This is a genomic window from Geosporobacter ferrireducens (assembly GCF_001750685.1).
Taxonomy (GTDB): Bacteria; Bacillota; Clostridia; order Peptostreptococcales; family Thermotaleaceae; genus Geosporobacter; species Geosporobacter ferrireducens.
The window spans coordinates 3,364,404-3,386,364 of record NZ_CP017269.1; the positions used below are offsets into that span (position 1 = coordinate 3,364,404).

Annotated in this window: 23 protein-coding genes; 20 read left to right on the forward strand and 3 right to left on the reverse strand. The window is 40.3% G+C overall.

What is annotated here, in order from left to right; translation table 11 throughout:
* Positions 1-10: 10 nt before the first annotated feature.
* The 8 genes from ilvN to truA all read left to right on the forward strand — a co-directional run bounded on the left by ilvN (position 11) and on the right by truA (position 7,374).
* Positions 11-538, forward strand: coding sequence for an acetolactate synthase small subunit (gene ilvN, locus Gferi_RS15730; protein ID WP_069978127.1), 528 nt, complete (start codon positions 11-13; stop codon positions 536-538).
* On the forward strand, positions 538-2,067 hold the full coding sequence (locus Gferi_RS15735; protein WP_330389326.1) for a 2-isopropylmalate synthase: 1,530 nt from the start codon (positions 538-540) through the stop codon (positions 2,065-2,067). The genes ilvN and Gferi_RS15735 overlap by 1 nt, the downstream gene beginning before the upstream one ends.
* A gap of 3 nt (positions 2,068-2,070) precedes the next feature.
* The gene (leuC, locus tag Gferi_RS15740) at positions 2,071-3,339 is read left to right on the forward strand and encodes a 3-isopropylmalate dehydratase large subunit (protein WP_069978131.1); all 1,269 of its coding nucleotides are present in this window, start codon (positions 2,071-2,073) and stop codon (positions 3,337-3,339) included.
* Entirely contained in the window at positions 3,333-3,827 is a 495-nt protein-coding gene (gene leuD, locus Gferi_RS15745) for a 3-isopropylmalate dehydratase small subunit (protein ID WP_069978133.1), read from the forward strand. Before leuC ends, leuD begins: the two co-directional genes overlap by 7 nt.
* The gene (leuB, locus tag Gferi_RS15750) at positions 3,824-4,891 is read left to right on the forward strand and encodes a 3-isopropylmalate dehydrogenase (protein ID WP_069978135.1); all 1,068 of its coding nucleotides are present in this window, start codon (positions 3,824-3,826) and stop codon (positions 4,889-4,891) included. Before leuD ends, leuB begins: the two co-directional genes overlap by 4 nt.
* A 144-nt stretch (positions 4,892-5,035) precedes the next feature.
* Positions 5,036-5,800: a L,D-transpeptidase family protein gene (locus Gferi_RS15755; RefSeq protein WP_236932611.1), complete on the forward strand. Its 765-nt coding sequence runs from the start codon at positions 5,036-5,038 to the stop codon at positions 5,798-5,800.
* A 208-nt stretch (positions 5,801-6,008) separates the two neighbouring features.
* The gene (locus Gferi_RS15760; protein ID WP_083273597.1) at positions 6,009-6,575 is read left to right on the forward strand and encodes a cysteine hydrolase family protein; all 567 of its coding nucleotides are present in this window, start codon (positions 6,009-6,011) and stop codon (positions 6,573-6,575) included.
* Positions 6,576-6,636: 61 nt separating this feature from the next.
* Entirely contained in the window at positions 6,637-7,374 is a 738-nt protein-coding gene (truA, locus tag Gferi_RS15765) for a tRNA pseudouridine(38-40) synthase TruA (protein WP_069978139.1), read from the forward strand.
* A gap of 41 nt (positions 7,375-7,415) precedes the next feature.
* Here truA and hcp read toward each other — a convergent pair whose 3' ends face one another.
* Positions 7,416-8,744, reverse strand: coding sequence for a hydroxylamine reductase (gene hcp / locus Gferi_RS15770; RefSeq protein WP_069978140.1), 1,329 nt, complete (start codon positions 8,742-8,744; stop codon positions 7,416-7,418).
* Positions 8,745-8,994: 250 nt separating this feature from the next.
* Between hcp and Gferi_RS15775 the strand changes: the two genes are divergently transcribed.
* The 9 genes from Gferi_RS15775 (at position 8,995) to Gferi_RS15820 (ending at position 18,264) form a co-directional block, all read left to right on the forward strand.
* Positions 8,995-10,641, forward strand: a complete 1,647-nt coding sequence (locus Gferi_RS15775) for an MFS transporter (RefSeq protein WP_069978141.1) — start codon at positions 8,995-8,997, stop codon at positions 10,639-10,641.
* Positions 10,642-10,669: 28 nt separating this feature from the next.
* Positions 10,670-11,017, forward strand: coding sequence for a DUF6054 family protein (locus Gferi_RS15780; RefSeq protein ID WP_069978143.1), 348 nt, complete (start codon positions 10,670-10,672; stop codon positions 11,015-11,017).
* A gap of 482 nt (positions 11,018-11,499) precedes the next feature.
* Positions 11,500-12,543 (forward strand): spermidine/putrescine ABC transporter ATP-binding protein, encoded by a 1,044-nt coding sequence (potA, locus tag Gferi_RS15785; protein WP_069978145.1) that lies wholly within the window; start codon positions 11,500-11,502, stop codon positions 12,541-12,543.
* 2 nt (positions 12,544-12,545) lie between these two features.
* The gene (locus Gferi_RS15790) at positions 12,546-13,379 is read left to right on the forward strand and encodes an ABC transporter permease (RefSeq protein WP_069978147.1); all 834 of its coding nucleotides are present in this window, start codon (positions 12,546-12,548) and stop codon (positions 13,377-13,379) included.
* Positions 13,373-14,146: an ABC transporter permease gene (locus tag Gferi_RS15795; protein ID WP_069978150.1), complete on the forward strand. Its 774-nt coding sequence runs from the start codon at positions 13,373-13,375 to the stop codon at positions 14,144-14,146. Before Gferi_RS15790 ends, Gferi_RS15795 begins: the two co-directional genes overlap by 7 nt.
* 13 nt (positions 14,147-14,159) lie before the next feature.
* Entirely contained in the window at positions 14,160-15,212 is a 1,053-nt protein-coding gene (locus Gferi_RS15800) for an ABC transporter substrate-binding protein (RefSeq protein ID WP_069978151.1), read from the forward strand.
* Between the two features lie 411 nt (positions 15,213-15,623).
* Entirely contained in the window at positions 15,624-16,688 is a 1,065-nt protein-coding gene (gene rsgA / locus Gferi_RS15810) for a ribosome small subunit-dependent GTPase A (protein WP_069978158.1), read from the forward strand.
* Between the two features lie 229 nt (positions 16,689-16,917).
* Entirely contained in the window at positions 16,918-17,631 is a 714-nt protein-coding gene (locus Gferi_RS15815; RefSeq protein ID WP_069978159.1) for a YetF domain-containing protein, read from the forward strand.
* A gap of 96 nt (positions 17,632-17,727) precedes the next feature.
* Complete coding sequence (locus Gferi_RS15820; protein ID WP_069978160.1) at positions 17,728-18,264, forward strand: GNAT family N-acetyltransferase; 537 nt, start codon at positions 17,728-17,730, stop codon at positions 18,262-18,264.
* A 32-nt stretch (positions 18,265-18,296) separates the two neighbouring features.
* Here Gferi_RS15820 and Gferi_RS15825 read toward each other — a convergent pair whose 3' ends face one another.
* Together Gferi_RS15825 and Gferi_RS15830 are read right to left on the reverse strand one after the other, a co-directional pair.
* Positions 18,297-18,848, reverse strand: coding sequence for a GDYXXLXY domain-containing protein (locus Gferi_RS15825; RefSeq protein ID WP_069978161.1), 552 nt, complete (start codon positions 18,846-18,848; stop codon positions 18,297-18,299).
* Positions 18,838-19,917, reverse strand: a complete 1,080-nt coding sequence (locus Gferi_RS15830) for a DUF2157 domain-containing protein (protein WP_069978162.1) — start codon at positions 19,915-19,917, stop codon at positions 18,838-18,840. The genes Gferi_RS15825 and Gferi_RS15830 overlap by 11 nt, the downstream gene beginning before the upstream one ends.
* Positions 19,918-20,085: 168 nt before the next feature.
* Between Gferi_RS15830 and eutS the strand changes: the two genes are divergently transcribed.
* The 3 genes from eutS (at position 20,086) to Gferi_RS15845 (ending at position 21,912) form a co-directional block, all read left to right on the forward strand.
* Entirely contained in the window at positions 20,086-20,433 is a 348-nt protein-coding gene (gene eutS, locus Gferi_RS15835) for an ethanolamine utilization microcompartment protein EutS (protein ID WP_069978165.1), read from the forward strand.
* 8 nt (positions 20,434-20,441) lie between these two features.
* Positions 20,442-20,867 carry a EutP/PduV family microcompartment system protein gene (locus Gferi_RS15840; protein ID WP_069978167.1) on the forward strand — a complete coding sequence of 142 codons (426 nt, stop codon included), beginning with the start codon at positions 20,442-20,444 and terminating at the stop codon, positions 20,865-20,867.
* Between the two features lie 475 nt (positions 20,868-21,342).
* Complete coding sequence (locus Gferi_RS15845; protein WP_069978169.1) at positions 21,343-21,912, forward strand: ANTAR domain-containing response regulator; 570 nt, start codon at positions 21,343-21,345, stop codon at positions 21,910-21,912.
* The last annotated feature ends 49 nt before the right edge of the window (positions 21,913-21,961 follow it).

Consider the following 21,961-nt stretch of genomic DNA (forward strand, 5'->3'; position numbering starts at 1 on the left):
GAAGTGTGTGATGAGACATACCATATCTGTATTAGTTGAAAACCATCCCGGTGTATTATCCAGAGTATCTGGACTTTTCAGCCGCCGGGGATTTAATATAGAGAGCTTGGCAGTGAGTACTACGGAAGACCCGAGCATCTCTCGAATGACTATCATGGTAGATGGAGATGATGCAGTGGTTGAACAGGTTACAAAGCAGCTAAACAAGTTGATAGATGTGATTAAGGTATTCGATATATCTAAAGATTCAGTAATGCGGGAACTTGCGCTGATTAAGGTAAATGCAGGACCTGCTGATCGAAATGAGATTATCCAAATCATTAATATTTTCCGTGCAAAGGTAGTGGATTTGAGCAAAACTTCCATCACTATCGAAATTACGGGAGACAGCGAAAAAATCTCAGCATTAGAAGAATTGCTGAGACCCTTCGGAATCAAAGAAATGGTTCGGACGGGAGCTATTGGCATTGATAGAGGCAGCAAAACAGGCAGACAGCATAACGGCAGTTCGGAAGATTCAAGTAAATTGGAGGGATAATGATGGCAGGAAGAATTCATATATTTGATACGACGTTGCGGGATGGAGAACAATCACCAGGGGTTAGCCTAAATATCCAAGAAAAGCTTCAGATCGCATCACAGCTGGCGAAATTAAATGTAGATGTGATTGAAGCAGGATTTCCCATTGCGTCTAAAGGAGACTTTGAAGCAGTAAAGGCGATCGCACAGAAAATAGAAGGGCCTGTAATTGCCGGTTTGGCCAGAGCAGAGAAAAAGGATATTGATCGGGCCTGGGAAGCACTGCAGTATGCTAAAAAACCTAGAATTCATACCTTTATTGCAACCTCTGAGATTCACATGCAGCACAAACTGCGGATGTCTAGAGAAGAAGTTTTGAAGCGAGCTGTAGAAATGGTAAAATATGCGCGAAGTTTATGCGAAGACATTGAATTTTCAGCAGAAGATGCATTTCGAAGTGACCCCGCTTTCTTATATCAAGTTTTTGAAGGGGTTATTGCTGCAGGGGCTAGGGTGATCAATATACCAGATACGGTAGGCTACGCTACACCCATTGAATTTGGTAGATTAATCAAGAATATTAAAGAAAATGTCAGCAATATTGATCAAGCCATTGTGAGTGTACACTGCCATAATGACCTGGGAATGGCGGTAGCCAATACTTTAGCAGCCTTAGAAAATGGGGCACAGCAGCTGGAGTGTACCATCAACGGCTTGGGAGAGCGGGCTGGCAATGCTGCATTAGAAGAAATCGTGATGGCGCTGCATACAAGGAAAGATTGGTTTAGTGGAGCTACAGGTGTCATCACCGAACAAATACATCGAACCAGTACTTTAGTCAGCAAACTGACAGGTGTCTCTGTACAGCCCAACAAAGCTATCGTAGGAGATAATGCTTTTGCTCACGAATCAGGTATCCACCAGCATGGGGTACTGAATGAAAGAACCACCTATGAGATTATGACCCCTGAGTCTGTAGGACTGAAGGAAAATCAGATGGTATTAGGTAAACATTCAGGACGGCATGCTTTTGAAGAACGGCTGAAGGAGCTTGGGTTCTCTTTGAACAAAGAGGAGATTGAAGCGTGTTTTGTAAAGTTTAAGGATTTAGCAGATAAGAAAAAAACAGTATCCGATCAGGATTTAGAAGCACTCCTCTCTGAAAAAATCACAGAGATTCCGGAAACCTATGTGATGGAATACTTCCACATATCTAGCGGGAATAAGACCGTTTCTACTTCAACGGTTAAGCTGCAAAAACATGATGCATTGATTGAAGAAGCTTCTACGGGAGATGGACCTGTCGATGCGACCTTTAAGGCAATAGAAAAAGCGGTAGGCATGGAAATCATTTTAGCAGAGTACTTCCTAAAGGCGGTTACCAGCGGAAAGGATGCATTGGGGGAAGTAACGGTGAGAATACGGAAAAACGGCACTTTATATCTGGGAAGAGGTATTAGCACCGATATCATTGAGGCCAGTGCCAAGGCTTATATCAATGCGATTAATAAGATGATCTATACAGAGCAGGAAGATAAGGGGGAATAGGATATGGGTATGACAATGACGCAGAAAATATTAGCTGCCCATGCAGGCTTGCAGGAAGTAAAGGCAGGACAGCTGATTCAAGCAGATTTAGATATGGTATTGGGAAATGACATCACAGGACCGGTAGCGATTGAGGAATTTAACCGGGTTGGATGCAAAGACGTATTTCATAAGGAAAAGATCGCTCTAGTACCGGATCATTTTACACCAAATAAAGATATAAAATCAGCAGAACTGGCTAAAAGGTTGCGTGAGTTTGCAAAGAAATATGATATCAAGCATTACTTTGAGATCGGACAGATGGGTATTGAGCATGCGTTGCTTCCAGAGAAGGGATTAGTCGTGCCGGGAGATGTAGTCATCGGTGCAGATTCTCATACTTGTACCTATGGGGCACTGGGTGCGTTTTCTACAGGCATTGGCAGCACAGACATGGCAGCAGGCATGGCTACAGGGAAAGCATGGTTTAAGATCCCAGAGGCGATTAAGTTCGAATTGACAGGAACTTTAGGAGAATGGGTAAGCGGCAAGGATGTGATTTTGCATATCATAGGGAAAATCGGCGTAGAAGGTGCATTATATAAATCTATGGAATTTACGGGAGCAGGGGTAGCGGCCCTCTCTATAGACGACCGGTTTGCCATGGCCAATATGGCCATTGAGGCAGGGGCTAAAAACGGGATTTTTGAAGTAGATGAGATTACATTGCAATATGTAAAAGAACATTCTACCAAGCCCTACAAGGTATATCATGCGGACTCGGATGCAGTTTACAGCGAAGTCTATCATATTGACCTATCAGAGATCCAGCCTACGGTTGCATTTCCCCATCTGCCGGAGAATACCAGATCCATTGATACAGTGGGAGAAGTGACTATAGATCAGGTAGTGATCGGTTCCTGTACCAACGGTCGTATTGAAGATATGCGTGCTGCAGCAAAAATTTTTGAAGGGAAGCAAGTACATCCCAATGTAAGAGCCATTATCTTCCCTGCAACCCAAAAAATCTACCTGCAGGCGATGGAAGAAGGATTGCTGAAAATATTTATAGAAGCCGGTGCGGTGGTGAGTACACCTACCTGTGGGCCTTGCTTGGGAGGACATATGGGGATTTTAGCAAAAGGCGAAAGAGCTGTAGCTACTACTAATAGAAATTTTGTGGGAAGAATGGGACACCCGGAAAGCGAAGTATATCTGGCTAGTCCTGCGGTGGCTGCCGCATCTGCCATTACGGGAAAAATATCATCACCAAAGGAGGTAATGGGATGTTAAAGGGAAAGGTCATCAAATATGGAGATAATGTAGATACCGATGTAATTATTCCGGCAAGATACCTCAATACCTCTAATCCAATGGAGTTAGCTAAACATTGCATGGAAGACATTGATGCTAGTTTTGTAGAGCGTGTTGAAACAGGAGATGTGATGATCTCAGGGCGCAACTTTGGCTGTGGATCTTCCAGAGAACATGCACCGATTGCCATTAAAGCATCAGGGATTAGCTGTATTATCGCTGTCAGCTTTGCCCGAATTTTTTACCGCAATGCCATTAATATCGGCTTACCGATATTAGAATGTGAAGAAGCTGCAAAGGCTATTGAAAAAGGACAACAAGTAGAAGTAGATTTAGGCAGCGGCAATATTATCAATCATACTACCGGAGAAAGCTATAAAGCTGCTCCCTTCCCTGAATTCATGCAGGAACTCATTGTAGCGGGAGGACTGATCAACTATGTGAAAAAAGGGAGGGCACAGGAATGAAGATTGCATTAATACCCGGTGACGGAATTGGACCGGACATTATAGAAGAAGCGGTGAAGGTGATTCATGCCATAGGAGAGAAAAAGCAAATTTCACTTGAATTCAATACCTATTTGGTAGGCGGCAGTGCCATTGATCATACAGGAACACCTTTACCGGAAGATACACTCAAAGGCTGTAAAGAAAGTGATGCAGTACTGCTAGGTGCAGTAGGGGGGCCAAAATGGGACACACTTCCTGGACATCTGCGGCCGGAAAGAGGACTGCTGGGGCTAAGAAAGGAAATGACGTTGTTTGCAAACCTAAGACCTGCTATATTGTTTCCGCAGTTGAAATCAGCCTCCACCCTAAAGGAAGAGATTATAGGGGCTGGTATTGATATCATGGTAGTGCGGGAGTTAACCGGAGGTATTTACTTTGGGGAGAGAGGAAGAGTTGAGGAAACGAGAAGTGCCTATGACATCGAAACTTATTCGGAGGATGAAATAGAACGGATTGTAAGAATAGGATTTGAAATCGCGAAAAAGAGGAAGAAAAAACTCACCTCTATTGATAAAGCCAATGTTTTAGAAACCTCCCGCCTGTGGAGAGAGGTGGCAGAGAGAGTAGCAAAGGAATATCCGGAAATAGAGCTGCAGCATATGTATGTAGATAATTGTGCCATGCAGCTGATCCGAAATCCCCATCAATTTGATGTGATGGTCACCAGCAACATGTTTGGAGATATATTGAGTGATGAGGCCTCTATGTTAACAGGATCTCTGGGAATGCTTCCTTCTGCCAGCCTAAGCAGCGGAAAGCTGGGAATGTACGAGCCGATCCACGGCTCAGCACCGGACATTGCAGGACAGGATATTGCCAACCCGATTGCTACCATTCTGTCGGCTGCTATGATGTTTAGATATTCCTTTGAGATGGAAGCAGAAGCTGTGATGATTGAGCAGGCAGTTGCCAATGTATTGGAAGACGGTTACCGGACAAAGGATATCATGGAAAAGGACATGAAGCTGGTTGGAACAAAAGAGATGGGAAATTTGATTGCGGAGCAAATAAAGAAGATGTAGCCTTTTTGGCTGCATCTTCTTCATTTTATTGCAAGCAGTTACTTTAGGTAAATTGTATATTACCGCCAAAAAATAGCTCTGATTTATGGAATGGAAGATTTCTTCTCGAACATATAATTATAGTGATGTGGAGGGGGTATTATTTTGGGAAAAAAGTTATTGCGTACAGTTGCCTATACTATACTCATTGTAGTTATATTTCTTGCTGGAAGTCTTTTTTCTTATACAGTCAGTAGGATGGAGTTTGATATTCCAATAAAGATTTCTAGGAAGAACGAATATGTAAGCTGGGAAGAAAAAGTAATGAAAGAAAACCCAGACTATCCTAATTTAGTAATTTTCGTTGATGTAAATTCCAACATATTAGAGCTAATTAACCTAGATGACAACAGTATTTTAAAAAAATATCCTATTGCCAGTGGGAAAAAAGGAACTCCATCACCTATTGGAAGCTGGATGGTTATAGGAAAATCCAAATGGGGAAAGGGATTCGGAACAAGGTGGATGGGCTTAAATGTGCCATGGGGTAAATATGGGATACATGGCACCAATAAACCACATTCCATAGGACAAGATGCTTCTCACGGGTGTATAAGAATGCGGAATAAGGATGTTGAAGATTTATATAAGTATGTTAAAGTTGGAGATTCTGTAGTTATTTGGGGTGGAGTTTTTGGACCATTTGGCAATGGTTTTCGCGTCTTAAGTCCCGGAGATCGCGGTTCTGATGTTTTTGAAGTACAGAAGCGTATGAAGCGGATCGGCTATTACCCTGGTCGTATAGATGGTATATACGGTGAAGGAATGAAATCCCATGTAATCAAGTTTCGGAGAGATAAAGAACTGCCTTTGACGCATAATATAGATTTTGAATTTTATAATGCCTTAGATATAATACTGTTCGAATAATAGTTATATGGAGCAAAGCATATCGGGAGAACAGTGTGCGCCCGTTTATGCAGCGTCTTTTACCCGTGTGAAAATTATATAAATATAGGAGGAAAATTCATTGATGTATAGAAATGAATGATATAGTCTATTTTATCCTACAAATGGGTATAAATAGTATAAACTATACTCATACTGCATAACGCAAAAATGATTGGGAGGGAATGACATGATGAAATTAGTACCTGAAAAGACGGCGCTCTTAGTAATCGATGTACAGTGGGATTATTGGAAGCTCAAGCTGCCCCAAGTACCCCCTGCTTCTTTGCTGTTTAAGCTAAAAACTCTAATTCATTTTTGTAGAAGCCGCAAAGTAAAAGTCGTTTATATTAGGCATATTAGTCACAGCTCAAGAAGCATTTTTTTTCAAGAGGGAACAGAAGGTACGGAAATTATGGAAGAGATCAAGCCGCTGCCGGAAGAAACCGTAATCACGAAGCATACACCCGGTGCTTTTTTTAACACAAACCTGCATGAGATGCTGCGGGAAAAAGGAATTGAAAATCTGATTCTTACAGGCATGCGAACAGAGCATTGCTGCGATACGACTACCAGAGAGGCCCATGCTCTGGGTTATCGAAACTATTTTATTTCAGATTGTACGGCTACATTTGACATCGTTGAAAAGAATGGAGATGTGATACCGCGGGAAGAGATTCAGAAAATGACCCAGTCTATACTGGATAATGGTTTTGCTACGGTAATAAGCTCTGAAGCACTCATGGAACTTTTCTAAAGAAAGCATGAATGCCTCAATAGGGATTTATAACCGGGAGGAAGGAGACAATAGGATAAGAATGAGAAATATACGATTGCTTATAGAATATGATGGTACAAAATATAATGGTTGGCAGAGATTGGGAAACACAGAAAATACCATTCAGCATAAGCTGGAAAATGTACTGAGCCTCATGTCGGAGGAAAAGATCGAAATCATTGGTTCGGGAAGAACCGATGCAGGAGTTCATGCCTTAGGGCAAGTGGCTAACTTTCATACCCGCAGCGCTTTAAACACAAGGGAGATCCTGGATTATTGCAATCAATATCTTCCCCAGGATATCGTAGTAAAAAGAGTACAGGAGGCTGAGGAACGGTTTCATGCCCGCTATAATGCCACCAGTAAGAAGTATATGTACCGAATTTGGAACAGCAATATACCTACAGCTTTTTACCGAAAATATTCTTATCATGTACCAGGACCGCTCAGTATAGAAAAGATGCGCAAGGCATCCTCCTATTTTATTGGAAATCATGATTTTCAAGCCTTTTCTTCTATGAAATCTAAGAAAAAATCTACAGAGAGGGAGATTTATGCTATAGAAATCATTAAAGAAAGAGAACGAATAGATATTTTCTTTCATGGAAATGGATTTTTGCATAATATGGTTCGGATTATTACAGGAACGCTGATAGAGATAGGGCAGGGAAAAAGAAAAGCAGAAGAAATTCCTATTATTCTGGAAGGCAGGATACGGGAAAAGGCAGGGGTAACGGCACCTGCCCAGGGATTGTTTCTCTATGAGGTATATTATTAAAAAAGAGATTTGCGAATATCCGCAAATCTCTTTTAATGATATTATCCTAACATTACCTTTAAGTCTTCTTGTGGGTTTCCGCTGATTAGCTGTAAATTAAAGGTATCTTGCAGTACTTTTAATACGCCGGGGCTAACAAATTTCGGTGCACTTGGCCCAACGTAAATATTTTTTACGCCTAAGCTGAACAATCCTAATAAAATCGCTACAGCTTTTTGCTCGAACCAGGATAATACGATAGATAATGGAAGATCATTTACCCCGCATTCGAAAGCCTCTGCCAATGCAAGGGCAATCTTAACTGCAGAACCGGAGTTATTACATTGGCCAAGGTCGATGTATCTTGGAATATCTGTACCAGGTACGGTGCCAAGATCTAAGTCATTAAATCTGAACTTACCACAGGAAGTTGTTAATAATACCGCACCTGCCGGCAATGCCTGCACTAATTCTCTGTAATAGTCTCTTCCTTTTGTAGGAGCATCACAGCCGGCTACAACGAAGAAACGGGTAATTTTGCCGCTCTTTACTGCATCAATGATTTCTGGAGCAATACTTAATACTGTATTGTGATGGAAACCGGTTGTCAATGTTTTATCGGATTCGATATTTGCTTTTGGTAATGCGAGAGTTTTCTCGATAATCGGTGTAAAGTCATTGTTTTCAATTTTAGCTACGCCTTCTAAACCAGCAGTGCCATAAGTCCACATTCTATCAGAATAATTACCTTTAATAGGCATTAGACAGTTGGTTGTTCCAAGGATTGCTCCGGGGAATTGTTCGAAGAGCTGTCTTTGATCAAACCATGCTTTACCGACATTGCCTTTTAGATGGGTGTATTTTTTTAGCTCAGGGTATCCATGCGCTGGAAGCATTTCAGAGTGAGTATAAACATTAATACCTTTTCCCTCTGTTTGCTTCAACAATTCTTCTAAGGCATACAGGTTATGTCCAGTTACTAAGATTGCATGCCCTTCCACTTTATCTTGCGATACCTTTACCGGTTGTGGAACACCTAATCTTGAAGTATGTGCACGATCCAGCAGATCCATTACTTTTACAGTAGCCTGACCAACTTTCATTGCCATGCCAATATGCTCTGACAGGTTGAAATTTGAATTTGTTAGTGTTGTGTAGAGGGCTTCATGCATGATCTCGTCTACTTCCGGATCTCTCATGCCTAACTCTTTTGCGTGGGTAGCGTAAGCTGCGACACCCTTTAAACCGAAAATAATAGTATCCTGTAAACTTGCAATATCAGGATTTTTTCCGCAGACACCGAACTTCACACAACCGTTTTCAGGTGTTTGCTCACATTGATAACAAAACATTGGATTGGGTTCACTTTTTTCATTCTTTTTGAAAAACATTGGACATCCTCCTTATAATATATTGAAATTTTTTATGTTTTCTCGAAATCTTAAGTACAATACTATTTTAATTGATTTCAGATATATACTCTGTGACATGTATCACGAAATAATGTGATGATTATCAATCTTATAGGTACTCATTACAAAAAGTTAAAGAATTATCCACAACATGGGGTGCCGCTTTTACTATATAATCGTATTATGGAAATTTTCAGAATCTAAAGGGGATATCCCAGGGGGGATTAAAATGCTGGTAAAAATAAGGGATTGGAAGTTTGTTTTATTGATTTCCTTTTTTGCATTGTACTTTTTGTTTTTCTCAGTGCTTTATATGGACGAAGTCAAACTTCCATCAGAAAAATGGAGTAGGGAACAATTTGTCAAAGAGTTTAATGCAGTCAATGTATCGCAAATTATGAACAGCAGAAATGTTGCAACCGTACATCTGCCCGAGGAAAATGGATTTTTAACGATCTATCATGAAGGAGAAAGGCTTTATACCTTACAGATGGATTATGGCGGCAAAATGATTGCTGTAAGGGATCTGGAGCCGGAGGTCCCGGAAACTTTTAAGTTGAAAGCGTGGAGGGATCAAGAGAACATTTACTTATACAGTCTGGAGAATAAGACTTTGCAGGGCTATGTGGTGGATTGGAAAACCGGCCAGGTAATCCGAAGAAAGGTAATGGGTGAAGAAGTACGGGATATGGCCGTAGCAGAAAACCTGGTATTTTTCGCTGGAGAGCAGGGACTGCAGTGGACTGACGGAGGGGAAGTCCATCGGGCTATGGAAGGCCTATTTATTGAAAAGCTGGAAGTGCTAAAAGCAGACAATCTTTATCATATTGCTTTTGTAGAAAAAAAAGCCGATAGCAGCAAAGTCATGAGATACGCCCTCTATAACCCATTGGAGGGTTCTCTAAAATCTCAAGAAATTGGAAATATCACCAGCAATACAAGCATATCCCTAGGACATATTGATATCGGCAGCGTAGAAAATGATTTGTATATTATAGCTGTAAGTACAGACGCTAAATTTGGGAGCAGTACGGTAGAATATTTTCAATTTCCCGTAAACAGACCTGAAGGTGTAGAAAGAGGTATCATGGCAATCAACGGTTATGCCCCAAATCCCGTTATTCTTCATCAAAACAGGAAAGACCTTACTTTTATTGCAACAACAGAAACTACAAAAGGAAACAATAAAAAGATGAATAATCTCGTGGAGTTTACCTTTAGAGATGGAGAGATTATTGACAAAAAGCTACTATCAAAAACCGATGGATTGTCAGTAAGCCCCCAATGGTTTCAGGTTGGAGAAAACTATTATTTGCAGTGGATTGACATCGTAGGAAATAAAAAACGTATCATGCTTGCTGGAAATAGTCCGCAAATAATGGAAGCTGCCGGCAACCTGAGAGGAGATCAATGGATGAGGCTTTTTATGGATACGACTCTGGGATTAGTACCGATTACGTACATTGCAACCATTCCATTGATGTATACCTTTGTACCGATTATGATTCTCATGTTTATTGGATCAATGGTAAAATTAAGCTGGATGGAACAAAATACGATGAAGGTACTCTATGGAGCTGTGGGGATCCATACCTTGGCAAAGCTGTCCTTTACCTATAGCGCAATCTTTAATAACGAAAACTTGGGTGATGTATTGCCTGCGTTTATCAAAAATCCTTTTGTATTTGGAATTTTGTTTCTTTTAACAACGGTTATTGCATTCTATTGCGTGATGAATTACATGACCAAAAAAGGAAAACCGCACTTTTTTTCCAGCTATGCCTTTTTTGCAATCGTAGATATTTTCTTATATGGTCTATTGGTGCTTCCTTACTACTACACCTATATCACATTGGCCTATTTTACAAAATTGTAGTTTGTTTATAAAGAAAGGGGTATTAAAAATGAGCAGAGTTGCTATGAAAGTCAGTCTGTCACCCAAGCAGGCAGCGGATATGATCGTGGATCAATTAGATGCCAGTTTAGTGCATCAAGAATCCCATCAGGTAGGAGATCAGTCTATTACTACCTTAGTATTTGAAAAATACTTTATGCGGGTGAAGAATCGCGTAGCATTGATAATAATCTTGGAAGACTTTAAAGGAGAGACGGGATTACGAGTGATTTCCACTGGAAGTTCAGAAGGAATGTTTATCAATTTTGATTGGGGTGCGGCTAATAGCTTTGTAGGTAGTGTAGAAAGAATTCTGGCAGATTACATACGGGAAAAAACTGAATTAGCCGATTTATAAAATAAAAACGAGTCACTTAGATAAATCTACGGTGACTCGTTTTTATGATGAATAGAATCGGAAGTAACTGTAGCAGCCTTCTAAGAACTTTGGTGGACTATCTTTTATCAATCTTTCACAACCTTCCTTCTTTGTACAATCTTTTGAATACGGACTTTCTTTTCTTTGGAGATATTATCGGTTTTCTTCTTTTTTCTAGCTTTACTGGATCTGGCTGCTAGGGAATTACCGGATACTATTCTAAGAAGGATGTCCTTCTTATTTTATTAATACCACAGAAAAGGATCATTAAACACGATCTTAAAAAAGTTTTTTGTTTGCAGGGTAAATATTGACAAAAACGCACAAAAAAAATATAATTAATTGAATTTAGTTTTAGTAAACTTTAAGTTTACTAAAACTAAATAATTTTGTATGCTTCTTTGCATAAAAAACAAGGGAATGGGTAGCTAGTCTATAGGAACATCAGGAGGAGGGATAGAATGGAGGCATATATTATTGAATTAAAGGATGTGTCTAAGAAATTTGCAGAGAAAGATGCTTTAAGAAATATCAGCCTTAGCATTAAGCCGAAGGAATTTGTAACGCTGCTGGGCCCCAGCGGCTGCGGCAAAACGACAACGCTGAGAATTATCGGAGGATTCGAGCAGCCTACAAACGGAGAACTTTATTTTGAAGGCCGGAGAATCAATGATTTTCCACCTTATCAACGGCAGTTGAATACAGTATTTCAAAAGTATGCATTATTTCCCCATTTAAACGTATACGACAATATTGCCTTTGGGCTGAATATAAAAAAAGTAGCACAAAAGGAAATCGAAAAGAAGGTTGCCTATATGCTGCAGTTAGTTAATCTGGAAGGATTCGAAAAACGTAAGATACATTCCCTAAGCGGAGGGCAGCAGCAGCGTATTGCCATCGCAAGAGCTTTAATCTGTGAGCCAAAGGTTCTCCTGCTGGATGAGCCGTTGGGTGCATTAGACTTGAAACTGAGAAAAGAGATGCAATTGGAATTGAAAAAAATGCAGCAGCAGTTGGGAATTACCTTCATTTATGTAACCCATGATCAAGAAGAGGCGCTTACGATGTCCGATCGGGTTGTGGTTATGAGTGATGGAGAGATTCAGCAAATCGGGACCCCAGAGGATATTTATAATGAACCGGTGAATCAGTTTGTAGCAGATTTTATTGGAGAAGGAAATATACTCAATGGCGTTATGCTGGAGGATTATCGTGTAAAGTTTGAAGAACAGGTTTTTCCTTGCATAGATAAGGGATTTGGAAAGAATGAATCAGTTGAAGTATTGGTAAGACCGGAAGATATTCAGGTGGTAGCACCGGAGACCGGGATGCTTCAGGGGAGAGTAGAGTCTGTCGTCTTCAAAGGTGTTCATTATGAGATTATGGTCAGAGATGAAAGTGGTGTAGGTTGGATGATCCACAGCATTCATATGGCAAAAAAGGGAGATACGGTAGGTTTAAGCATTTTGCCTGATGCCATCCATATCATGAAGAAGGCGGTGTAGCCATGCGGAAACAGTGGTTGGCTATTCCTTATGCCTTATGGGCCTTGATTTTTAGTATCATACCGATTTTGCTTATTGCCATATACAGCTTTTGCGGCCGGTCTCCTTATGGAAACATCATCTATGTCTTTACTTGGGACAATTATAACCGGTTTTTAGAACCGATTTATTTAAATGTGCTCTGGCGATCTGTGGTGTTAGCCGTACAGAGCACAGTCATTTGCTTTCTTATAGGCTATCCTATGGCGCTGATTATTGCACGCAGTCATGTAAAAAAAAGAAGTTTAATGATTCTACTGTTTATACTGCCTTTATGGACGAACTTTCTATTAAGAACCTATGCTTGGATGGTACTGCTTCGAGATCAGGGTGTGATCAATCATTTGCTGATCTCTCTCGGGATTATACAGGAGCCTTTAAAGCTGCTGTATACCAATGGTGCTGTACTGCTTGGAATGGTATACAACTTTTTGCCCTTTATGGTGCTGCCGATTTATGCAGTACTTTCTAAGCTGGATCATAGTTTGATTGAAGCAGCAGAGGATCTGGGAGCTACTTCCTTAAAGGTTTTTATGAAGGTAGTTTTTCCTTTAAGCTTACCCGGTGTGGTTTCGGGTACGATAATGGTTTTTATGCCTGCAGTGAGTACTTTTATTATTTCTGATTTGCTTGGAGGCGGTCAGACGATCCTGTTAGGGAATTTGATCCAAAACCAGTTCCTGGTAGCTAGAAACTGGCAGTTTGGTTCTTCCATTTCCATTATTATGATTTCCATGATATTGATTTGTATGGCCATCATGGGAAGATACCGGGAAGAGGGGGGAGAGTTGTGGTAAAAAAAGCATTCAAATATATATATGTGACACTGCTCTACCTGTTCCTGTATCTGCCTATTTTTCTGTTGATTATATATTCCTTTAATGATTCTAAATATCGGGGCAATTGGAGCGGCTTTACTTTTCGCTGGTATCAAGAGCTGTTTAGAGACCGGACCATTGTTGCTGCACTCTATAATACGTTTACCATCGCCCTGTTGGCTTCTTTGATTGCCACCATTATTGGTACGGTTAGTGCTATTGCGATTCACAATATGTCTCCAAGAAGTAAAGTATTCTTTATGAATATTACTTATTTGCCTGTGCTAAATCCAGATATTGTAATCGGGATATCTCTTCTGGCCCTATTTGTTTGGATGCAGCTAAAACTTGGATTTGTCACATTGCTTCTGGCACACATTACCTTTAATATTCCTTATGTCATCCTAGCGGTTTTGCCCAAGCTAAAGCAGTTAAACCCGCATCTGGAGGAAGCTGCCTTAGATTTAGGCGCCACACCTATGCAAGCATTTTTGAAGGTAATCCTGCCGGAAATTATGCCTGGAGTAATTACGGGAGCTTTGCTGGCCTTTACCTTATCTCTGGATGATTTTATGGTTAGCTTTTTTACTACAGGTTCTGGGGTAAATACTTTATCCATTAAAATATATTCTATGACCAAACTAGGCGTAAGTCCCAAAATAAATGCACTTTCTGCGCTGCTTTTTGTAGGTGTTATCAGTATGCTGGGCATACTGCAGGCAAGAATTCGAAAAATTTATGATTAGAGAGGTGATCCATATGAAAAAAATAGTGAATTGGATGGGGATACTCCTGCTGCTACTTGCGTTGACAGCCTGTGGATCAGGTAAAACCAATGAGCAAGGGTATTATGACCGATTAAATGTATATAACTGGGGAGACTATGTAGATCCTCAAGTATTGGAGGATTTTGAGAAAGAATACGGTATAAAAATCAATTATGAAAACTATGCCAACAATGAAGAGATGCTTGCGAAAATACAGGCAGGCGGAACCGATTATGATGTAATCTTTCCATCGGAATATATGGTAGAGGCTATGATTAATCAGGAGCTGCTGCAAGAGATAGATATGAATAATCTGCCTAATTTTAAGAATATTGGGGAGCAATTTAAGAATCTTCCTTATGATCCGGAAAATAAGTATTCGATTCCTTATTTTTGGGGAACTATGGGTATCATCTACAATACCCAACTGGTAGAGGAAGAGATTGACAGCTGGGAAGCTTTGTGGAATCCTAAATACCGCCGAAATATTATTATGATTGACAGTGCAAGGGATACTATTGGGATTACTTTGAAAAAACTGGGATATTCGCTCAACACAAGAAATATTGAAGAGCTGGAACAAGCGAAAGACGAATTGGTGCGTCAGAAGGAATTGGTAAAGGCTTATGAAGTGGATGCCTATAAAGATATGATGATTGCGGGAGAAGCTGCTATGGCGTTGGCCTGGTCTGGAGATGCTATGCTGCTCATTGAAGAAAATCCAGATTTAGACTATGTGATCCCTAACGAAGGAACCAATCTATGGTTTGATGCCATGGCTGTACCGATAACCAGCAAGCATAAAAGAGAAGCAGAGTTATTTATTGATTATATGATGCGTCCTGACGTTGCGGCCAAGTGTGCTGCCTATGTAATGTATGCTACACCCAATGTAGAAGCAATGAAGCTGTTGCCTGAAGAAATTACAGAAGATGAGCTGGCTTATCCAAAAGGCAACATTTTTGAGAAGGGTGAGGTTTTTATAGATTTAGGAGAATTTACAACCGAGTATGACCGGGTTTGGACAGAGATCAAAGCTTATTAAGAATGAGAGGCGGATAACCGTCTCTTATTCTTTTGGTACCTTGACGAAGATATATACATAAGATAAAATGAAATTGTTAGAATATTAATGTAGAATATACACTGAAGGGAGTGCTGGAATATGCGAAAAGTAGAGAATGTGATTGAGGTGAATGATGTATAACTGAATCGTGCCGAAAAAATGAAACAGCGAACCTGTTGCAACAGGCGTTTTTGCTTTGTTCTTTTTTTCGGAAAACTTGCAAAAAGCTGATGTCATGTCCATAAGGAATCCTTTTAAGGTAGATACAATGGTGCACGATTTGCTTATCGTGTTTTTTTATTACCTTTTTTCCTTTAGCCAAATTCCGTGGATTTATGAAGATCTGTGGAATTTTTTCAGTTTTTTGCCTAAAATAAGAGGAGGAAAAGCATGAATTTAAAAGCATTAGGTTGGAATTCCGATTACGAAACATATTTTCAAAATCATTATGGTCAAGGATATATTCCAGGCAGAGTTGCCGTTGAGCATAAGCGGATTTATAGGGTGTTTACGGAGCAAGGAGAGGTTTTGGCAGAATTAAAAGGAAAAATGAGATACCATGCTGCAGGCAGGGAAGACTTTCCTGCTGTAGGAGATTGGGTGGCACTTTCCCTGAGAGAAGAAAATAGAGGAATCATCCATAGCATTCTGCCAAGAAAAAGCAAATTTTCCAGGAAAGTAGCCGGGAATACTACAGAAGAGCAATTGGTAGCAGTCAATGTAGATACGGTACTCATTCTCAATGCCCTCAATGGAGATTTTAATATCCGCAGATTAGAACGGTATTTAACCATGACATGGGAAAGCGGAGCGGCGCCTGTGATTGTATTGAGCAAAGCAGACTTATGTCAGGATATTGAAGAAAAGCAGTTGCAGGTAGAAGCAATAGCCTGTGGGATACCGGTTCATGTAATCAGCTCTATTAAGGGAGAGGGAATGCAGACAATTAAGCAATATATAGGAGAGGGAAAAACCATAGCCCTCTTAGGTTCTTCCGGTGTAGGAAAATCCACATTGGTAAACACTTTGATTGGTATAGAAGCGGCAAAAACCCAGGCAATAAGGGCAGGAGATGACAGAGGAAAGCATACAACTACCTATCGGGAACTGCATGTATTACCTGGTGGAGGTGTGATTATTGATACGCCTGGAATGAGGGAGCTGCAGCTGTGGGGCAGCGAAGAAGGAATACAAGAGGCTTTTGAAGATATAGAGGAGATTGCCGGAAATTGCCGTTTTAAAGACTGCAGCCATGAGAAGGAGCCAGGCTGTGCCATACAGGAGGCGCTGTCAGAGGGTGCGTTGGATGAAAGTAGATGGCTGAGCTATAAAAAGCTGCAGAAGGAGATTCTTTTTCTCCAAGGAAAACAGGAACTGCAAGTAAGATTGGCGGCAAAGAAAAGCCATAAAGCTCAAAATAAGAATTTGAGAGAAATTTACAAGCATAAGTATTAGAAATTGGTGATCGGCCGGGTTATCGCTTGATTAAAACATGTATTTGGAGTAGGGGCAGGCCTTGTGTCTGCCCGCTTCAATTTTTAAATTACACCTCTATAGAAAAAGACACAGGAACAGTGGTGATGCTATGTTTTTTTTTCTGTTTTTTCGATCGTATAAACAAAGGGTTATTCACAGATTCTAATAGGGAAATTGTTGAGATTTATAAAAGGAGGAATAGAACCGCATGAATGCCTATTTAATTATCTTTGGCAGGATTATAAGCATTATGCTTTTGACCTTATTTATTACGCTCTTTATTATGGGAAAAAGACCCATTGGAGAGCTGCCCGTGTTTGATTTTATTACAATCATCGTGATCGGTGCCATTGTAGGGGCAGATATTGCAGATCCTGAAATAAAGCATCTGCCTACAGCTTTTGCGGTAGTGGTGCTGGCACTATTTCAAAGACTGATTAGTTATACGATCGTACAAAACAAGAAAGTCAGACAGATGATTACCTTTGAGCCTACCGTTATTGTGCAGGAGGGAAAAATCTTATTTAAGAGTCTGCAGAAGATTCACTATACGGTGGATGAGGTACTGATGCTGCTTCGGGAAAAGGATATTTTTGATATCAGTAAAGTAGCTTTTGCTATTGTGGAGTCCAATGGGAATTTATCCGTTCTCAAAAAAGCCGATGAAGAAAATCCTACTAAAAAGGATATGCAGATTCCCGTCGTAGAAGGAGGTCTTCCTTTAACAGTAGTTTTGGATGGAGCCTTTATGCAGGAAAATATCCGACAACTGCATACTAGTGAAGATCAAATATGGCAGAAGTTGAAAGAAAAAGGATATAGCAGTCTGAAAGATATTTTCCATGCATCTATGGATCAAAAGGGAGAAATTAGTATATCTCCGTATGAATACAAGGGGATAATCATGGAAATCGATCGTTAGCAAAGATATCCGGGCTTGAAGTATTTGAAATCTATTATGTTCTCTACTATAATGGGGGGAAAGCAAAACACAATAAATAATGGGGAGTGTGATTTGGTGTATTTAGAGGAAATTAGAAGATTACCCAAAAAAGTTGTAGAGAATCTCGATGGTGACATCGGCAATCTTAAGGTGTATTTAGTCCAGGATTTTAATTTAAGCCTATTAAAGCGTATGGTTGATTTTGGATTAAATATATTTGGAGATTTAGGCATGGACGAATGGGGATTGGTTCCCCAGATACGTCATGGTAATGTATTTGTTTTGAAGGAAGAAGATAAAAACCGAATCATTGGGTTAGCGATTCTGATGAGAGATTGGGAAGATACCGGGAAATGTTATTTGTTTGATTATGCCATTGCAGAAGAGCTGCAAGGGCAAGGATTAGGATATCACTTTCTTACGGCTATTGCAAAGAATCTGAAGGAGCAGGGATTTCTGCAGATGAGTTTGACCGTAGATATAGAAAACAAGCCGGCTATCCGTCTCTATAAGGATAAAATCGGTTTTGAGATAAAAGAAATGAGTGAAAATGAATATGGAGAAGGGCATCACCGGTATATTATGGAATGGGAATTAGACCAGGTGTCCTAATAAAACAAAAATAAAGCAAGCTGTGGCTTGCTTTATTTTTTGGGATATACATTCTGTATGACAGCATAACCCCTAAAAATCTTTATTTCTGCCAGCAGTTCTCCTTTTCTGGAGGCATCCTCCAGATCCGTACCCGTATTCTCCGGTACGAAATATTTATCTAATTGATAGTCAACCCGTATGGTGGGGTTGCCTTCTATGATGCGGTCATAGAGGTAAACGGATTTCATGTATATGCCATCTTTGGGCTTATTGAAGGAAGCGGTTTGGATTTCAAAGATTCCTGAAGCATTGGGGGCCAGAGATACATAGATGGCTTTATTGCGAAACTTAGGATAGGATTCGCCTCGTGTTAACGCAGTTTGTTCTGTCGGGGAAAACTTATCCAACGGTATATCTTCAATGGGATAACTTAGTACCACATAATCTCCCCGGAATAAGTCTCTGGGGTCGAAGGGGCGTGTTTGCAGCAGGATGGTTTCACCCATAAAGGTAGTCATTACAGGAAGGATTACCATAGATAGAAGAATGATTAAGGGGATGCCTGCGGCAATCAGGAAACGGGATTGTGTATTAATTTTCATGGAAGATCCCTCCTTTCTTCCTGCGGGAACGTTCAAACCAATAACCAAATCCGGTGAGCAGCAGACCGCTTAAGATGAAGAACAGGGATTTTGGCATAAAGTCATATAGGGTATCCACATAGTAGCGGAAGATCAAGATGCAGATAAAAACCAAACTGAGCAGGTCCTGCTTTCGGGTCAGATAAAAGAGAAAAACAGCATAGCTTATGGCAAAAAAGACACTGGCAAAGTCCGCTGTACTATAGGAAAATACGGATTCCCAAGTACCTGAAATCGTCAGGACCAATCCCAATATCCCGAAGAGCAATCCTCCTTGCAGTTTAAAGACATGTCTGCCGAAGGAGACGGGAACAAAGTACATGGCCACGCCAATTGCAAAGAAAAATAGAAGGCTATACAGAGAACCAAAATTTGCATACACCGTAAGGCGCAAAATACTGTTTAAAATCAATAGATTGCCAAAGAAGACTGCAGCCGGATGGTTGTTAAAGTAACGAATGCAGTAATAATAGGCTGGAGCCAGAACAAACAATAAAAGGGGAAGGCTTCCCAATGCAAAAGACCCGTTTACATAAACCATTAGCAGAATTCCTGCAAATATAAATAACAGTTTATCTTGATAAAGCAGTGCCATTGGAAGTGTTCCAATTGTCCAAAGCAAGAATGCCTGAGTAAAATGGCCGCCGTAATGGAAAATTTGCCCCACTAAGAAAATGCCGGCTCCAAATATGAGAATACCAAGATAAGTAAGACTGCGGCTGGTTTTTGGATACAGATCTGCGATACGAAAGCTGGCGTAGTTTACGCCCGTATACAAAGTAAGAATCAGTACGTATTTGGATATTTTACCCATATAGGCCCAATTGCTGGCGATAAAGCTTAGGATTCCTAATCCGATCAGGACAGAACCGACGGTCAGCAGGATGCGGATAAAACTTATTTTTTCTTTTACATCGTAAAGGGCGACTACGTCATCCATCTGTTCTTTTGTAATCAGCTGTTCATTGGTCCAGTGCTGCAGTTCTTCCTTAAGGAATTGATATTGTTTTGGCTCAATTTTTTTTCTCATTTTATCACCCCTCTCTGTTATTTATTCTCATTATACCACTTTCCTTCGGTATTGTAACAATTAAAGGTGCTTGCCGGAGGTTCTAAATATTCCATTGAATTGTATGTGTATTCATAATATAATGAACATAAATAGGATCTTGTAAAAGATCAAAAGGGAGTGGGGAATATGGCAGAGGAAAAACAAAGGATTATACAAGAATATGTACCGGGAAAGCAGATTACGTTGGCACACTTAATTGCAAACCCCGATGCAAGCATTTATAAAAAGCTGGGGCTCACAGAAGAATATCGGGAAGCCATTGGAATATTAACGATCACACCCAGTGAAGCTGCAATTATTGCTGCAGATGTTGCAAAAAAGGCGGCGGGTGTAGAAATCGGATTTATAGATAGATTTAGCGGTTCCTTGATCATCACCGGAAATGTATCCAGTGTAGAATCTGCCCTTAGGGAAGTTATTCAGATGCTCAGCACAGTTTTGGCATTTACTCCTACAAAGGTCACCCGATCTTAGGAGCACTTATGGCTAAATTAATGCTAATCGGACGCTCAGGCTGTGGGAAAACAACTTTGTCTCAGGCGATTCACAGACTGCCCCAGGAAGAAACAAAGACGCAAACCATAGAGTACTACCCGCAGGTAGTTGATACACCGGGGGAATATATTGAAAAAAGGTTTTATTATCATGCATTGCTGATTTCTGCAGCAGACTGCCAGCTGATTGCCTTTGTCCAGGATTGTCAGGATGAGTCATGTATATTCCCGCCAGGTTTTGCAGCCTTGCTTGGGAAAAAAACCATTGGGATTATTACGAAAACGGATCAAGGGACAGATTCCATAGGACATGTCCGAAAGATGCTCGAGAGCGCAGGTGTCGAGCAGGTCTTTGAAGTTAGTGCCAAAAATGGGACAGGAATTGAAGAAATTCGTGCTTTATTGGTGGAATAAAAGTAGGACAATCGAGCATATATTTATAAAAAGCATGCAATCGTAATACTATTCAGAATAATTTTAAAAAAATATTCGTAAATAGTTGTAATATGAAAAAATTTGTATTATACTCTTATTAGTGATAAGGTTTTCATAACTGAAAAGTTGTTGCACAATGGGGTGCAATAAAAAGAGCAGTGTAGCTTCTGAGGGATATAGTGAATATCCTTAGGAGCTTTTTGTTTATTTGAAGGGTTTTATCTTGGAGGAATATTGATATGTGTTTAAGGATGCAGATCTATTCATGATGCAGCGGAGAATTTATGCTCTGCCGTAAGGAACGTAGGAAGCAGGCTTGTGTTGTTCCGAAAAGAATAGAGAAAAACCTATGACATAAATAAATTGAACAAGCATATATTCAAATAACACTATGACAAACGAGATATTTACATAAAGGCTAAACTAGAAAATTCATATCCAAGGGGGGAAAACCATGTATAAAAAAGTGGTAATAGCCGATGATGAACCTATTACTCGCATGGATTTGAGTGAATTGCTTCGGGAGGCAGGATACACTGTAGTAGGAGAGGCCTCTGATGGATTCGACGCAGTAGAGCTTTGTCGAAAGCTCAAGCCGGACTTGGTGTTGATGGATGTGAAAATGCCGCTATTGGACGGGTTGAAGGCGACGAAAATGATTGTTCATGAAAACTTAGCGAATTCAGTGGTGCTTTTAACTGCCTATAGTGGAAGGGAATTCATCGAACAGGCAAAGGAAGTCGGTGTAATGGGTTATGTAGTTAAACCGATTGATGAAAAAACATTAATGCCTACGATTGAAGTAGCAATCAGCAAAGGGCGGGAAATTGAAAAAATGAAGCAGGATATTCAAGAGGTAAAAGAGCAATTGGAGAGCAGGAAGCTGGTAGAGAAGGCAAAGGGGATATTAATGAATAAGCATGATTTGTCAGAGAACGAAGCTTACAACCAAATCAGAAAATTAAGTATGGACAAACGGTGTCCAATGAAACAAATAGCGGCTGCCATCGTGATTAATGAATAACTTCAGAGGGAAATAAAAGAACAGCACTCCATTTTTCAAAGACGAAAAA